The sequence below is a fragment of the Tropicimonas sp. IMCC34011 genome, from assembly GCF_003390865.1.
In the GTDB taxonomy this organism is placed as follows: Bacteria; Pseudomonadota; Alphaproteobacteria; order Rhodobacterales; family Rhodobacteraceae; genus Tropicimonas_B.
The window spans coordinates 172,604-187,669 of the sequence record NZ_QMEJ01000003.1 but is presented as its reverse complement, the minus strand read 5'-3'; the positions used below and the strand labels follow the sequence as shown (position 1 = coordinate 187,669).

The 15,066-nt window shown below is 68.1% G+C and carries 14 protein-coding genes; 5 read left to right on the top strand and 9 right to left on the bottom strand.

Annotation, left to right across the window (positions count from 1 at the left end; all coding sequences use genetic code 11):
- Positions 1-67: 67 nt before the first annotated feature.
- The 8 genes from pnp to leuC form a co-directional block, all read right to left on the bottom strand.
- Complete coding sequence (gene pnp / locus DQG15_RS10305; RefSeq protein ID WP_116085019.1) at positions 68-2,200, bottom strand: polyribonucleotide nucleotidyltransferase; 2,133 nt, start codon at positions 2,198-2,200, stop codon at positions 68-70.
- A 268-nt stretch (positions 2,201-2,468) separates the two neighbouring features.
- Complete coding sequence (rpsO, locus tag DQG15_RS10300; protein WP_116085017.1) at positions 2,469-2,738, bottom strand: 30S ribosomal protein S15; 270 nt, start codon at positions 2,736-2,738, stop codon at positions 2,469-2,471.
- 242 nt (positions 2,739-2,980) lie between these two features.
- Positions 2,981-4,231, bottom strand: a complete 1,251-nt coding sequence (locus DQG15_RS10295) for a calcium-binding protein (protein WP_116085016.1) — start codon at positions 4,229-4,231, stop codon at positions 2,981-2,983.
- A 124-nt stretch (positions 4,232-4,355) separates the two neighbouring features.
- The gene (locus DQG15_RS10290; RefSeq protein WP_116085014.1) at positions 4,356-4,874 is read right to left on the bottom strand and encodes a DUF1643 domain-containing protein; all 519 of its coding nucleotides are present in this window, start codon (positions 4,872-4,874) and stop codon (positions 4,356-4,358) included.
- Positions 4,871-5,776, bottom strand: coding sequence for a tRNA pseudouridine(55) synthase TruB (gene truB, locus DQG15_RS10285; protein WP_116085013.1), 906 nt, complete (start codon positions 5,774-5,776; stop codon positions 4,871-4,873). Before truB ends, DQG15_RS10290 begins: the two co-directional genes overlap by 4 nt.
- Before the next feature lie 74 nt (positions 5,777-5,850).
- On the bottom strand, positions 5,851-6,768 hold the full coding sequence (locus tag DQG15_RS10280; RefSeq protein WP_116085011.1) for a Gfo/Idh/MocA family protein: 918 nt from the start codon (positions 6,766-6,768) through the stop codon (positions 5,851-5,853).
- Between the two features lie 64 nt (positions 6,769-6,832).
- On the bottom strand, positions 6,833-7,348 hold the full coding sequence (locus tag DQG15_RS10275; protein ID WP_116085009.1) for an HdeD family acid-resistance protein: 516 nt from the start codon (positions 7,346-7,348) through the stop codon (positions 6,833-6,835).
- A 181-nt stretch (positions 7,349-7,529) separates the two neighbouring features.
- Positions 7,530-8,933 (bottom strand): 3-isopropylmalate dehydratase large subunit, encoded by a 1,404-nt coding sequence (gene leuC / locus DQG15_RS10270; RefSeq protein ID WP_116085007.1) that lies wholly within the window; start codon positions 8,931-8,933, stop codon positions 7,530-7,532.
- A gap of 346 nt (positions 8,934-9,279) precedes the next feature.
- Between leuC and DQG15_RS10260 the strand changes: the two genes are divergently transcribed.
- Both DQG15_RS10260 and DQG15_RS10255 read left to right on the top strand, forming a co-directional pair.
- Entirely contained in the window at positions 9,280-9,462 is a 183-nt protein-coding gene (locus tag DQG15_RS10260; protein ID WP_116085004.1) for a hypothetical protein, read from the top strand.
- Between the two features lie 91 nt (positions 9,463-9,553).
- Positions 9,554-10,915 carry a mechanosensitive ion channel family protein gene (locus tag DQG15_RS10255; RefSeq protein ID WP_232830799.1) on the top strand — a complete coding sequence of 454 codons (1,362 nt, stop codon included), beginning with the start codon at positions 9,554-9,556 and terminating at the stop codon, positions 10,913-10,915.
- A 2-nt stretch (positions 10,916-10,917) separates the two neighbouring features.
- Here the strand turns inward: DQG15_RS10255 and DQG15_RS10250 are convergent, their stop codons facing one another.
- Positions 10,918-11,784, bottom strand: coding sequence for a type II CAAX prenyl endopeptidase Rce1 family protein (locus tag DQG15_RS10250; protein ID WP_116085001.1), 867 nt, complete (start codon positions 11,782-11,784; stop codon positions 10,918-10,920).
- Positions 11,785-12,053: 269 nt separating this feature from the next.
- Here DQG15_RS10250 and ilvD point away from each other — a divergent pair, with 269 nt between their 5' ends.
- The 3 genes from ilvD (at position 12,054) to DQG15_RS10235 (ending at position 15,064) form a co-directional block, all read left to right on the top strand.
- Positions 12,054-13,817, top strand: coding sequence for a dihydroxy-acid dehydratase (ilvD, locus tag DQG15_RS10245; protein WP_116084999.1), 1,764 nt, complete (start codon positions 12,054-12,056; stop codon positions 13,815-13,817).
- 84 nt (positions 13,818-13,901) lie between these two features.
- A complete protein-coding gene (locus DQG15_RS10240) occupies positions 13,902-14,675 on the top strand; it encodes a DUF6478 family protein (RefSeq protein ID WP_116084998.1) in 774 nt (257 codons plus the stop codon).
- A gap of 11 nt (positions 14,676-14,686) precedes the next feature.
- Positions 14,687-15,064 carry a hypothetical protein gene (locus DQG15_RS10235; RefSeq protein WP_116084996.1) on the top strand — a complete coding sequence of 126 codons (378 nt, stop codon included), beginning with the start codon at positions 14,687-14,689 and terminating at the stop codon, positions 15,062-15,064.
- The last annotated feature ends 2 nt before the right edge of the window (positions 15,065-15,066 follow it).

Below are 15,066 nucleotides of genomic sequence, written 5' to 3'. Positions count from 1 at the left end.
CCAGCAAACGAAAAAGGCCCCGGCATTTCTGCCGGGGCCTTCCTCGATCCGATAGGAAGAGAACGCCTTACTCGGCGGTCTCCTCGCTCTTCGTTTCTTCGCCGGTCTCCTGATCGATCATCTTCATCGACAGGCGGACCTTGCCGCGATCGTCGAAGCCGAGCAGCTTGACCCAGACTTCCTGACCCTCTTTCAGAACGTCGGAGGGGTGGTTCAGGCGGCGGTTCTCGATCTGGCTGACATGCACGAGCCCGTCGCGCTTGCCGAAGAAGTTCACGAAGGCGCCGAAGTCGACGATCTTCACGACCTTGCCCTTGTAGACCTTGCCCTCTTCCGGCTCCGCCACGATCGAATAGATCATGTCGTAGGCCTTCTTGATGGCCTCGCCGTTCGGGGACGCGATCTTGACGATGCCGTCATCGTTGATGTCGACCTTGGCGCCGGAGACTTCGACGATCTCCCGGATGACCTTGCCGCCCGAGCCGATCACTTCACGGATCTTGTCGGTCGGGACCTGCATCGTCTCGATGCGCGGCGCGTGGACGGAGAAGTCCTGCGCTTCGGTCAGGGCCTTGGCCATCTCGCCGAGGATGTGCATGCGACCGGCCTTCGCCTGGGCAAGGGCGGCCTTCATGATCTCGGGCGTGATGCCCGCGACCTTGATGTCCATCTGCAGCGAGGTGATGCCGCTCTCGGTCCCGGCGACCTTGAAGTCCATGTCGCCGAGGTGATCCTCGTCACCGAGGATGTCCGTCAGGATCGCGTATTCGCCGTCATCCTCGAGCACGAGACCCATCGCGACACCGGCGACCGGCGCCTTGAGCGGAACGCCCGCATCCATCATCGACAGCGAACCGCCGCAGACGGAGGCCATCGAGGAGGAGCCGTTCGACTCGGTGATCTCGGAGACGAGACGGATCGTGTAGGGGAAATCCGTCGCCGCGGGGAGAACCGCCTGAAGCGCGCGCCAGGCCAGCTTGCCGTGGCCGATCTCGCGGCGTCCCGGAGGGCCGAACCGGCCGACCTCACCCACCGAGTAGGGGGGGAAGTTGTAGTGCAGCAGGAAGTTCGAGCGGTAATTGGCGTGCAGCGCGTCGATGATCTGCTCGTCTTCGCCGGTGCCGAGGGTCGAGACCACGAGGGCCTGCGTCTCGCCGCGGGTGAAGAGGGCGGAGCCATGGGTGCGCGGAAGGAAGCCTGTCTCGGAGACGATCGGGCGCACCTCGTCGAGGGCCCGGCCGTCGATCCGGCGACCGTTGCGGACGACGTCGCCGCGCAGGACAGCGGATTCGAGCTTCTTCAGGGCGGAGCCGAGGTTCGGATCCTCGAGCTGCTCTTCCGTGAGACCCGCACGGATATCTTCGCGCGCGGCGGACACGGCGGCCACGCGTTGCTGCTTGTCCGTGATCCCGTAGGCTGCGCGCATCTTGTCTTCGCCAGCGGCCCGGACGGTCTCGTAGAGCGCGCCGTATTCGGGCGGCTGGAAGTCGAACGGCTCTTTCGCGGCATCCTCGGCGAGGTCCACGATAAGGTCGATGACCGGCTGGATCTGCTCGTGCGCGAAGGTCACGGCGCCCAGCATCTCGTCCTCGGAAAGCTCGTAGGCCTCCGATTCGACCATCATCACCGCATCCTTCGTACCGGCGACCACGAGGTCGAGCCGCTGCTCGGGATTGTTGCGCAGCTGGTCCATGTCGGCGACGTCGGGATTCAGAACGTAGTTGCCGTTCGAGAAGCCGACGCGGGCCGCGGCGATCGGGCCGAGGAACGGCGCACCGGAGATCGTCAGGGCCGCGGAGGCCGCGATCATGGCGACGATGTCGGGATCGTTGACGAGATCATGGCTGAGCACGGTGCAGATGACCAGAACTTCGTGCTTGAAGCCCGACACGAACAGCGGCCGGATCGGACGGTCGATCAGGCGGGAGGTCAGCGTTTCCTTCTCGGTCGGCCGGGCCTCGCGCTTGAAGAAACCACCGGGGACCTTGCCGGCGGCGTAGTACTTTTCCTGGTAGTGCACGGTCAGGGGGAAGAAGTCCTGACCGGGCTTCGGCTCCTTGGCGAACGTGACGTTCGCCATGACGGAGGTCTCGCCCAGCGTCGCGATGACGGAGCCGTCGGCCTGGCGGGCGACCTTGCCCGTCTCGAGCGTGAGGGTCTCGTCGCCCCACTGCATGGATTTCTTGCTAACGTTAAACATCTCGTATCCTTGTTCCGGCCGCCGGGGCGTATCCCCGCCGCGGCCGTATCACGTCCGCGCGCCGCACCTTGCGGATCGCGCGAGGCCCCCTCCTCGTGGCACCCGCGCCGCGGGGCCCGGCGGCTGGGTGTGTCGTTCGGCTCCCCAGCAAAAGGGGCGCTCATACGGCACGGGCGCCCCGCGGGGCGCCCGACACCAGAATATCACGTGGGGCGGCGCAAGGCCCGGCCGCTCAGCGGCCCTGCCATACCGGTCGCCCCGCTGGCCATCAGCGGCGCAGTCCGAGGCGCTTGATCAGGTCCTGATAGCGCTCGGGGCTCTTCGCGTTCAGGTAGTCCAGGAGCTTGCGGCGCTGGGCCACGAGCTTCAGAAGACCACGACGCGAGTGGTTGTCCTTCTTGTGCGTCTTGAAGTGCTCGGTCAGCGTAACGATACGGCTGGTGAGGATCGCGACCTGGACCTCGGGAGAGCCGGTGTCGCCCTCCTTGGTCGCATATTCGGTCATGACGCGCTGCTTTTCTTCGACAGTAATCGACATCGGGGGCTCCTTCGTGAGTTCGTGTGGATGGCGCGAGCCGGGATGTCGTCCAGCAAGGCCCATGGAGAGTGACCGCCGATCCCGCGAACCGGGAGCGCGGCGGATGGGGGCGTATAGGGGAAAATTGGCGAAAAGGAAAGCGGGATCGCCATGACTTGAAACGCGATGCGCCGGCCCGAGGATGACCGGACCGGCGTAGGGTCAGAGAGCCGATGTGGCGCTCGGGGCAACGCACCCCCGTGTCAGCTTACGGTGCCGACGAGCATGATGTCCTCCAGCGAGAGCGCCCCGCCTTCGACGCGGGCGAGAGGTACGCCATCCGCCTCCACGAAGGTTGCAGTGCCGTCTTCCGAAAGGCTCAGTTCCGGCAGGGTGCCACCCATGACGTCGTAGACCACGACGATGCTGTCCTCGCCCGGCGTCCAGTCGATGATCTCCATCACGTCGCCGTCCGATTCCGCTGCCATCTCGAAGACATCGGCACCGTCGCCGCCGGTCGCGACATCCCCAGCGCCGAGGACAAGGGTATCGTTCCCCGCCCCGCCGTTCAGGAAGTCCACAATCTGGGTGCTCCCGGTTTCCTCGCCCATGAGCACGTCATCCCCGTCGCCGCCGGAGATCACGTCCATCCCGGCGCCGCCGTCTAGAACGTCATCCCCATGATTGCCGGACAGAGCATCGTTGCCGTCGCCACCGTCCAGCCGATCGTCACCGGCGCCGCCCCTCATGGTATCCGCACCCGCGCCGCCGTCGAGGTGGTCGTCCCCGAACCCGCCCTTGAGCGAGTCCCTCCCGGCTCCGCCGGTGAGCGTATCGTCGCCGTGGCCGCCGTCGAGATAATCGTCCCCCTCATCGCCGCGGATCGTGTCGTCGCCCTCGCCACCGCGGAGCGAATCGCGGCCGGCGCCGCCACGGATGTCGTCCGCTCCCTTGCCGCCATCGATGCTGTCCGCACCGTCCGTGCCCCCCAAGGTATCGGCCGTTCCGGGATCCTCAGGCGCGCCGTCCTCGTCCCAGATCGGATCGAGAACGGCCTCGGGGTCGATGCTTCCGCTGTCGCTATCGGAGCTATCACCGGTGTCGACCGACGCCGCATCCTCGAACAAGGTCGGATCGAGACCGACCGGAATGTCTTCGTCGGCGTCACCATCCGGATCTGTCGTACCGATGGAGATGACACCGGAAACGGGCCCGTCCTCCGCCGCCGCGGTCGGGTCGAGACTGGCGACGTCGAGGTCCTCCCCGAGCATGTCGAGATCGTCGTCCGCTCCTGCAGGGTCTGCCGCAACATCGCCCGGCGCGTCCGGGCCTTCGAGGCTGTCCAGAAGGTCACCGCCGCCGGACCCGCCATCCGTCTCATTGCCCGGAATGCCGCCGGTCCGCACCTGCACCTCATCGGTGTCGGGTTCGTCCTCATCATCATTTCCGCCGAACGTCAGTGGGATGAAAGCCCCCGCGACGAGCGCGCTCATTGCACCGAATAGCGCCAGCATCTGCCCGCTCCCTCTGCAGTAGCCCCCTCGACAACCATCCGCAGACGAATCTGAATTCGATGTTGCCGCTTACGGGACTATGGCGCCGTTCCCCTCCGACATCCGCTCTATTCGGGACAGATAGTTAACGGCGCCAGGGCGCGGGGTGGACCGAATAGGCCACGTAGAGCGGGTGCCTCGGCGCGCCTGCCTTGGTCTCACCGAGGGCGAGAAGCGGTCGGCCGCATGTCGCGAGGAGCTGCGCGACCTCTTCCCCGCGCCCCAGATGGGCGCCATGCGCGCCCCAGCCGCACAGCACGTCGTCCGCCCAAGCCGCTCCCGCTCGCAGTGCCGAATCCGCAGCCGCGCCGCCGACGGGATCGCCGTGCGCCTTGAGATCCTGCGGCCGGGTGGCGCGCAGGGCGAAGAGATTGCAGATGCGGATCGCGCCATAGCCAAGACTCCGCGCCCGGCGGACACAGCGCTCGATGGTCGGGTCGTTCTTCGTTTCGGTCGCGGTCGAGGGGTTCAGCAGGACGGCGCAGAGCCGCCGCCCCTCCGCCCAGCGCCGCTCCAGGTGGTAGCGGTAGAGCTCGCAGGGGGAATAGGAGGCCTCGCTCTCGACACCATCCGAGACGAAGCGCCTGAGAACGACGCCGCTCATTCTCCGGGCTGGTTGAGAACGCGCGTGGGATGCAGCATCCCGCCCCGAAACTCGCCGATGGCCAGGCAGCGACCGTCATAAGAGGCCCAGGCGGTATCCCCGTACTCCGCATCGCCCGGAAGGACGGCACCGGGATTGCCGTTGCGCAGCCGAACCGCGCCTTCGGCCGTCGCCCGGAGTTCGGGAATGCCGTCCAGCGCCGCTTCGGGCGGCAGGAGAAGGGACGCGGGATCCTCCGCCGCCTCAATCTCCTCCATCGTCAGGGCGTCCTCCTCGGCGAAGGGTCCGGCCTCCTCCCGACGGAGCCACAGGACATGGCCAAGGCAGCCGAGATCCTGTCCAAGGTCGCGGGCGATGGCGCGGACGTAGCCGCCCTTGCCGCAGACCATGCGCAGAATGACATGATCCGGATCGGGCCGCTCGAGAAGGGACATCTCCTCAATCCACAGGGGGCGCGCCGCGAGGTCCACCTCACCGCCGCCGCGGGCGACGGCATAGGCACGCTCGCCCTCGACCTTCACCGCGGAATAGGCGGGCGGGATCTGCATGATCTCCCCCTCGTAGCCCTTCAGGGCCTCGGCGATGGCCTCGATGGAAGGGCGCGAGGAGGAGCTCTCGATGATCCGGCCTTCCGCATCGTCGGTCTCGGTCCGCGCCCCGAAGCGGACGCAGAAGCGGTAGGTCTTGTCCGCATCGGCCACGAAGGGCAGCGTCTTCGTCGCTTCGCCGAACGCGATCGCCTGGATCCCGGTCGCGGCGGGATCGAGCGTACCGGCATGTCCGGCCTTCTTCGCGTCGAGACGGCGGCGCAGACGGTTCGTCACGTCCGTCGAGGTGGGGCCGGCGGGCTTGTCCACCACCAGCCAACCGGAGATATCGCGTCCCTTGCGTCGACGTGCCATGACACCTTCCCTTGCAGATCGGAGCGGCGGCGATAGCGCGGCGGGCGGTACGTGGTCAATCTCCGGCCGAAGGTTCAGAAGTCGAAGGCGTCGGTCCGGGTCGCGGCCGCGAGAAGGAACGCGTCGGCGGCGAGCTGAAGCGGGCGGACGTCCACGTCCACGCGGCGTTCGGCAAGGACGCCGGCGAAGGATGCGTAGAGCGCCTGATACTCCCGATCCTCTCCCTTCTCGACCAACGTCTTTCCGTCCGCCTGAAGCGCGTGACCGCCATCGGGCAGAACGAGCGTGCCGCGGTCGGTCTCGATCTCGATCCGGAAGATGCGCTCGCCCTCGTGTCGCCAGTCTGCCTTCAGCGCAACCGGGGCATCCCCCGCTTCCATCTCGAGGTCGGTGCGGATCGGCTGCGAGCGGTTCTCGGGGATCTCGTGCGTCGCGGACGTGACGCAAAGGGCATCCGGCAGCAGGATGGTCATCAGTGAGAACGCGTTGGTCACGTTGTCGTAGATCCCGAAGCCGCCCGCCTCGAACACCCAGTCCTGCCCCGGATGGGTCTTGCGCACGTCTTCGGACCACTCGACGTCGACGCGCCGGATCCGCCGTCCGGAGAGCCAGCGCTGCGCCTCGAGCACGGCGATACCGTGGCGCATGTGCCAGCTCCCGAGGAGCGCCGTTCCCGCCTTCCGGGCGCGCTGCGCCAGATCGAGCGCGGCCGAGACGGTCGGCGCCGGGGGCTTTTCCATCATCACGTCCCGCCCTGCGGCAATGGCCTTGCGCGTCATCGCGAGGCGCGCCTCGGGCGGAGCGGTCAGAGAGAGGGCGCCCTCCGGGCCATCGACCAGGAAGTCGTCGTAATCGCTCCAGTTCTCCACGCCCTCGACGGTGTGATGACGGGAGACGGCGGCGCGCAGGGTGAAGTCCTCGGAGGCCGCGATGGCCGGCTCGTGCTTGCTCTTCGCGATATCGCCGATCCCGACGAGAATGAGATCCGTCATGTGCTGCGCCTGTTTGTTCTGGAACCGGCGATCAACCGAAGCGCGCGCGGCGGGTTCCCCGCGATCAGCGCGAACCGCCCAATCTCAGGAACAGCGACAGCGCGATCAGCGCGATTCCGTTGCCCAGAAGCTCGACGCCGAAGAGGATGCCGACGAGGATCGGAGAGACCTCAGCGAAATTGGCCAGGATCACGCCCGCGATCAGGACGGAGGCGGCACCGGTCAGCAGGAAGATCCAGAAGATCCGGGTACGCCGCATGCTCCACGCGAGGAGGAGGCGCACGCCCCCCGCAACCCCGAGGATCGCCGTCAACAGAAGCGCGAGCGTGAACGTGCCGGCGAAGGGATCGGCGATGAGCAGAGCGCCGAGACAGAAGGTCAGACTTCCCAGGATGAGGGAGACGGCCCGGTTGTCGTTGCCTGCCAAGGCGGCATAGATCTGCGCCGCGCCCGCGAGCATCAGAAGGACGCCCGTCAGCGTGACTGCGGCGATGGCGGCCGCCATCACGTTCGCGAGGGCAACGATGCCGAACGCCGAGGACAGGATGCCCGCGAACAGCCAGCGTTTCCAGGACAGCATGGGACGTCTCCTTTGCCGCGATACCTAGGCCTCGGAGGGAAGCGGCCAATGGCCATCTCCACGTGACGCAGTGGACCGCGACCGGCTCCGAGGGGGACGCCCAATGAAAAGGGCCGGTCCGCGGCAACGGACCGGCCCTCTTGATGAGGAAGGCGCGCCGGACGCGCCCGCTGTCATCTGATCACATCAGATCGCGCACGTCTGTCAGACGCCCGGTGAGCGCGGCGGCCGCAGCCATCTGGGGCGACATCAGGTGCGTCCGACCCCCGCGGCCCTGTCGACCCTCGAAGTTGCGGTTGGACGTCGCCGCGCACCGCTCGCCGGGGGAGAGCTGGTCGGGGTTCATCGCGAGGCACATCGAACAGCCGGCGAGGCGCCATTCGAAGCCCGCCTCGGTGAAGATGTCCGCGAGGCCCTCTTCCTCCGCTTGGGCGCGCACGAGCCCGGAGCCGGGAACGATCATGGCGCGTAGCCCGTCCTTCACCTTCTTGCCCTTCAGGATCGCGGCCGCGGCGCGCAGATCCTCGATCCGGCCATTGGTGCAGGAGCCGATGAAGACCGTGTCGATCTCGATGTCGCTCAGCTTCTGGCCGGCCTTCAGCCCCATGTAGTCGAGCGCGCGCTGCGCGGCGGAGACCTTGCCGCCCTCGAAGCTCGACGGGTCCGGCACGGTGGAGGTGATCGGCAGCACGTCCTCGGGGCTGGTGCCCCAGGTCACGACGGGGGCGATGTCCTCGCCACGGATCGTCACGACCTTGTCCCAGTGCGCGTCGTCGTCGGAATAGAGCGTCTTCCACCAGGCGAGCGCGGCGTCCCACTGGGCGCCCTTCGGCGCGTGGGTGCGACCTTCGACATACGCGTAGGTGGTCTCGTCCGGCGCGATCAGGCCGGCGCGGGCGCCGCCCTCGATCGCCATGTTGCAGACGGTCATCCGCCCTTCCATGGAGAGCGAGCGGATCGCCTCGCCGCAATACTCGATGACGTGCCCGGTGCCGCCAGCGGTGCCGGTCTCGCCGATCACGGACAGGGTGATGTCCTTGGCCGTGACGCCCGGCGCGAGCTTCCCGGTGATCTCGACCTTCATGTTCTTGGATTTCTGCTGGATGAGCGTCTGGGTCGCCAGGACGTGCTCCACCTCGGAGGTGCCGATCCCGTGCGCCAGCGCGCCGAAGGCCCCGTGCGTCGCGGTATGGCTGTCGCCGCAGACGACGGTCATGCCCGGCAGCGTCCAGCCCTGTTCGGGGCCGACGATGTGCACGATGCCCTGCCGCACGTCGCTGACGGGATAGTAGTTCACCCCGAAGTCGCGGGCATTGCGGTCGAGCGCATCGACCTGGATGCGGCTCTCCTCGTTCTGGATGCCGCCGGCGCGGTCCAGCGTCGTGGGGACGTTGTGGTCCGGCACGGCGATCGTCTTCTCGGGCGCGCGCACCTTGCGGTTCGCCATGCGCAGGCCTTCGAAGGCCTGCGGGCTCGTCACTTCGTGGACGAGATGGCGGTCGATGTAGAGCAGGCAGGTGCCGTCTTCGGCTTCGTCGACGACATGGGCATCCCAGATCTTGTCATAGAGCGTCTTGGGGGACATCGGTCCTCTCCCGGAATTGGCTGGCTTTGGGCTAAGGCGATCGGGCGGCACGCGAGGGGCCGCACCTGTCTCATAGGTGCGCGAGGATCGTCAGGCGCGCGCCGTAGAAGCGCCAAGGCAGGCGCGCGCGGTCATCCATGTCGAAGACGCGTGTCATGGCCGGCGGAAATACGCCCTTCGCCCCTCATCATCAAGGGGCGTCCCGCGACCGGCGGCAAAACGCCCGCGAGCAAGGGCGCCGGCGGGCGGAGGACAGCCCGCCGCAGGGCCGCGCGCTGGCGCACAGGCGCGCCCGTCGGCTAGACTGCGTCTTCAGAAGGACACGAGCGCACCGGAGCCCGCCCCCATGACGAGGCACGTCTACAACCTCACGCATGTCGTGCTGATCGCGGGTCTCGTCGCGGGCGCCTGCGTCGTGGCGGTGACGAACGGGGCGTGGCAGCGCCGCGGCCCGGTGCAGGGTCCGGAGGCGCTGGCGCCGCTTCCCGCCGACAGCACGGTCACGGCGCCCGAGCAAGCTCCCCGCTGATCCGTTCCCGCGCTTGAGCATTGCGCGCCGCTCGTGGCAGGCTAACTCCGCAGAGCGCTCGACATGTGGAATGCGGGGAGCCGGACCTCAGATGGACAGCGACTTCTCCAGGCTCCTTCTGAGCGCGTGGTCCGACATCTCGGGCTTCGCCGGCACGCTCACGGGGCGAAAGCAGCTCTACCAGATCGGCGTAATCGCCGTCCTCGCGCTGATCGCGCAGCTGATCCGCATGTGGCTCTCGCCCAGGATGCGGTCCTGGATGCGCACCCTCGAGGGCGAAACCAAGTGGCGCCTGCGCGTCCTCCTCACGATCCAGCAGCGAATCCGGATCATCTCCTTCGTCGCGATGATCTATGTCGCAAACCTCGTCGTCGCGGAGATCAGCCCCTGGCCGTCCTCCCGCTACCTGCTGGAGCTCACCGCCTCCATCGCGACCGCCTGGCTCGTCGTCGGCTTCGCCGCGCGGCTCATCCGCAACGTGGTGCTGCGGCGGCTGGTGGCGTGGGGCGCGTGGATCGTCGTGACGCTCTATTACCTCGGCCTGCTCGACATCGCGTCCAGCGTACTGGACGGGATGGCGCTGGAATTCGGGCAGTTCCGCCTCTCCCTTCTGATGATCGTGAAGGCGGTGGCGATTGTCGGCCTGCTGATCGCGGCCGCGCGGTTCATAGCCGGCGCCATCTCGGGCCGGATCCGTCGCAACGAGGAGATCAGCCCCTCGATGCAGGTTCTGGCGGTGAAGTTCCTGCAGGTCGCGCTCTATGGCGCGGCGCTCTTCATCGGGCTCAAGGCCGTCGGGTTCGACCTCACCGGCCTTGCCGTCCTGTCCGGCGCCATCGGCGTCGGTCTCGGCTTCGGCCTGCAGAAGGTCGTCTCCAACCTTGTCTCCGGCATCATCATCCTGCTCGACAAGTCGATCAAGCCGGGGGACGTCATCACCGTCGGCAACACCTTCGGCTGGATCAACTCTCTCGGCGCCCGCTACGTCTCGATCACCACGCGGGACGGAAAGGAATACCTCATTCCCAACGAGGACCTGATCACCCAGCAGGTGGTGAACTGGTCCCATACCAACAACTTCGTCCGGCTCGACGTCTATTTCGGCGTCTCCTACGGGGACGATCCGCATCTGGTGCGTCGCCTCGCCATCGAGGCCGCCTCACGGACGGAGCGGGTGATCTCCGCGCGCCCGCCCGTCTGCCACATCGTCGGCTTCGGCGATTCGAGCGTGGACTACATCCTGCGCTTCTGGATCATGGATCCGACCGGCGGTCTGACGAACATCCGCGGCAACGTCTTCCTGGCACTCTGGGACGCCTTCAAGGACAACGGCATCACCATTCCCTTCCCGCAGCGGGAGGTCCGCGTGCTCGAAGGCTCCACGCTCCGGACGGAAGCGGGCGACGGGACAAGCGACGGCGTGGGGCCGGCCCGCGGGGGAGCGCTCGACTAGGCTCAGACCCGAAGGGCCAGCCGCGCCGCCAGCCACAGCACGAGAAGGAGCGTGAGGTCCGTCGCCGCCGTCAGGACCACACCGGCCTCCTGAAGCGCGGACCCCGCATGCCAGAGCGCGAGGGGGGACATCGACGCGCCCGACGTCACGAAGACCAGTCCCGCCGCGTTCACCACCGCGGTCAGCGCCACGGCCGCCCCGATCGTCCCCGTCCGCCCGGTCAGATCCGCCGCGGCAAGGCCGAAGGCGCCGCCCCAGATCAGTCCCAGCCACGCCGCCTCGGGCGGCCCGCCGGAGGGCAGATAGGCCAGCGCGGAGATCGCCGCGGGCACCACGGCCCACCACGGACCTTCGGGCCAGCGCGCGGCGATCTGCTGCGCGAGGTAGCCACGGAAAAAGATCTCCATCGTCGCGGCCTGCAGCATCACGGCGGCGAGGGACAGCGGCAGAAGCAGGAGCCAGGCCCCGAAGGGAAGCGGCGTGCGCGCCGTTCCGCCCGCCTGCGGCAGGAGCAGCACCAGCCCCACGAGAAACGCCACCGGCACGGCAACCCGCCGGGCATCGTCGAGCGCGTCGGGCAGGGAGCCGGCGGCGGAGAGCAGCCCCCGGTCGTGGATCGCGCGGAGCGAAATCGCGAGCCCGGCCGCGAAGAGACCGAAGAGCGAAATATTGATGACAGCCGGCATCGGTCCCGGCCCGGTGAACCAGCCCTGCGCCGAGCCGGCCGTCAGGGACGTCAGCGTCATGATCAGAAGCTGGACGAGCGCGATTCCCGACAGGATCGCAATCAGCGCGCCGGCCACCGTCTGCCACGGCGCGCAGGCCTGGCGCGCAGGTGCGGCGAAATCTCGAAGGCGGCGGTGTCTCATCCGCCGATGCCTAGGCGAGCGGCGCCGGCGCGGCAACGGGCCTTTGGCGGCCGGGACATGTCAGCCGGGGCGCGGCCTCCGCCTGAACCGCGGGCGATCCGATCCCGGCCTGCCGTCCGCATGTCGCATCGCGGTCGTCCGGACGGGCCATCGGGCCGCCGTCCGGCCGGATCGCCCCTGCCCTCCCCCCTTCGCGCTTGCTCCGCTTGGAGGCCGGGTCTATGCCACGCGGGATCATACGAGAGCGTCAGACCCCGGGGAGCCGAGCCATGCTGAAGAGCAAGAGCGACAAGTCCAAACTGCCCAGCCGGCATGTGACGGAAGGACCGTCCCGCGCCCCACACCGCTCCTATTACTACGCGATGGGTCTCAGCGAGGAGGAGATCGACCGTCCCTTCGTCGGCGTCGCCACCTGCTGGAACGAAGCCGCGCCCTGCAACATCTCCCTGTCGCGTCAGGCGCAGGCAGTGAAGCTCGGCGTCAAGGCCGCCGCCGGCACGCCGCGCGAGTTCACCACGATCACCGTCACCGATGGCATCGCGATGGGCCATGAGGGCATGCGCTCCTCGCTCGCCTCCCGCGAGGCCATCGCCGACACGGTCGAGCTGACCATGCGCGGGCATTGCTACGATGCGCTCGTCGGCCTCGCCGGCTGCGACAAGTCCCTGCCCGGAATGATGATGGCGATGGTCCGCCTGAACGTTCCCTCGGTCTTCATCTACGGCGGCTCGATCCTGCCCGGGAAAGTCCCCGCCGGCGCCGACGTGCCCGAGGATTTCGCGACCCGCGACCTGACCGTGCAGGACATGTTCGAGGCGGTCGGCCGTCACCAGAACGGCACCCTGTCGGACGCCGCTCTCGCCATCCTCGAGCGGGTCGCCTGCCCGTCGGCCGGCGCCTGTGGCGGACAGTTCACCGCGAACACGATGGCGTGTGTCTCCGAGGCCATCGGCCTCGCGCTCTTCAACTCCTCGGGCACGCCCGCGCCCTACGAGAGCCGGGACCAGTATGCGACCGCCTCGGGCGAAGCGGTGATGTCCCTCATCGAGAAGAACATCCGCGCCCGCGACATCGTCACCCGCAAGAGCCTGGAAAACGCCGCCCGCGTCGTCGCCTGCACCGGCGGATCGACGAATGCCGGCCTGCACCTGCCGGCCATCGCCAACGAGGCCGGGATCGACTTCGACCTCTTCGACGTCTGCGAGATCTTCCACGACACCCCCTACTTCGTGGATCTCAAGCCCGGCGGCCAGTACGTCGCGAAGGATCTCTACAATGCCGGCGGCATTCCGGTCGTCATGAAGGAGCTGCGCAAGGCCGGCCTCATCCACGAGGATTGCATCACCGCCTCCGGCCTGAGCATCGGCGAAGAGCTGGACCGCACCGCCGGCGAGCCCGACCGCAAGGTGATCTACCCGATCGAGACCCCGATCACGAAGACCGGCGGCGTCGTCGGGCTGCGCGGCAATATCGCTCCCGACGGGGCGATCGTGAAGGTGGCCGGCATGTCCGCCGAAGAGCAGGTCTTCACCGGCCCCGCCCGCGTCTTCGAATGCGAGGAAGAGGCGTTCGAGGCCGTGCAGAACCGCGAGTACGAGGAAGGCGAGGTCATCGTGATCCGCAACGAGGGCCCCGCCGGCGGCCCCGGCATGCGCGAGATGCTGTCCACCACCGCCGCCCTCTCCGGGCAGGGCATGGGCAAGAAGGTCGCGCTCATCACCGATGGCCGCTTCTCGGGCGCCACGCGCGGCTTCTGCGTCGGTCACGTCGGACCCGAAGCGGCCCATGGCGGCCCCATCGCTCTGCTGAAGACAGGTGACATGATCACCATCGACGCGGTGACCGGGAAGATCGACGTCGACCTCTCCGAGGCCGACCTCGCCGCGCGGAAGGACGAGTGGGCCGGGCCGAAGCCGACCAACTACGCCTCCGGCGCGCTCTTCAAGTTCGCCCAGCTCGTCGGCGGAGCGCGGTACGGCGCGGTCACGCATCCCGGCGCGTCCGCCGAGACCCACGTTTACATGGACCTTTAAGAGGCTCACGTTACCCTCCGATCTTGCGCGGCTCTGCGAGGCACCCGCGCAAGATCGGTCTCAATGCGGTGAAGGCGCGGCGGCATGGCAGGCAGGTTCGGCTCAGGACTCGACCGGATCGCGGGACAGCGCGCTCTCAGGCGCTGGCGCCGGGCCGCCGAGACCGCCCCGACCATGGAGCCCGCCGAGCTCAAACGGGCGCGCAGCGAAGCGCGGGTCCTGCGCCGCGAGCTCGACCGCGTCCTGCACGCAGCCGAGGGACGGCTGGGCCTCAGCGGGCAAGCGCACGGTGCGATCCAAAAGCCGCTCGGAACGGACTGGGCCTGGCGCCCCGAACTCTGGACCGGGCCGGTCCATCCGCCCGGCCTCGCCGCCATCGAGAGCCGGCAGGCGGTCGGCTCCGAACTCACGGTCTTCCACGACTGCCGCGTCAGCGAGCTCAGCCTGCGTCAGGTCCGCAATACCGGCGCTCTCGACCTCGCGCGGTTCGGTCTGAGGATGGACGTCTTCGCCTTCGACGGCTCCTTCCTCAGCCTCGTCCTGAACCTGCCTCGAGACGCCGCCAGCGGCCTCACCCGCCGCCACCTCCTCGGTCTTCGCATCGCGGCCGAGACGGAGAAGCCGCTCGAGCTGTTCGCGCGCCTCAACGTGCGCCACGGGCCCAACACCGAGCAGCTCGTACGGGAGATTCCGCTCGGCCGGGACGAGGCGATGGTGGAGTTCGACCTCGCATATTCCGACCTGAACGAGAAAAGGGTGGAGCAGGCCTGGATCGATCTGATCTTCGAGGGGCCGGAACTGAACCAGATCCTGATCCGGGACCTGACCTTCACCCGTCGCCGCCGCGCCGAGCTCTGAAAGGACCTGCCATGACCCTCACGCTGGGCGCGTCCGCCCTCCGCGCCGGAACCTGGATCGCGACCCTCGAGGGGAACGGCCGCACCGATCCGCCGCGCCTCGCCGCTAAAAGCGCCGGCGACGCGCTGCCCGCACCGGACGTGACCGCGGATCCCGGCCGCCCCGGCACCTGGGAGGCGCGGCTGGCCATCCCCGCCGAGTTGCTGTCGGACGGCGTGCGAACCATCGTCGTGCGGGACGAGGAGACGGGTGACATGCTCGCAAGCTTCGCCATAGTCGCCGGCGCGCCGCTCGACGAGGACCTGCGCGCCGAGATCGATCTTCTGCGCGCGGAACTGGACATGCTGAAGCGGGCCTTCCGCCGGCATTGCCTCGAGAGCACGGACTAGGC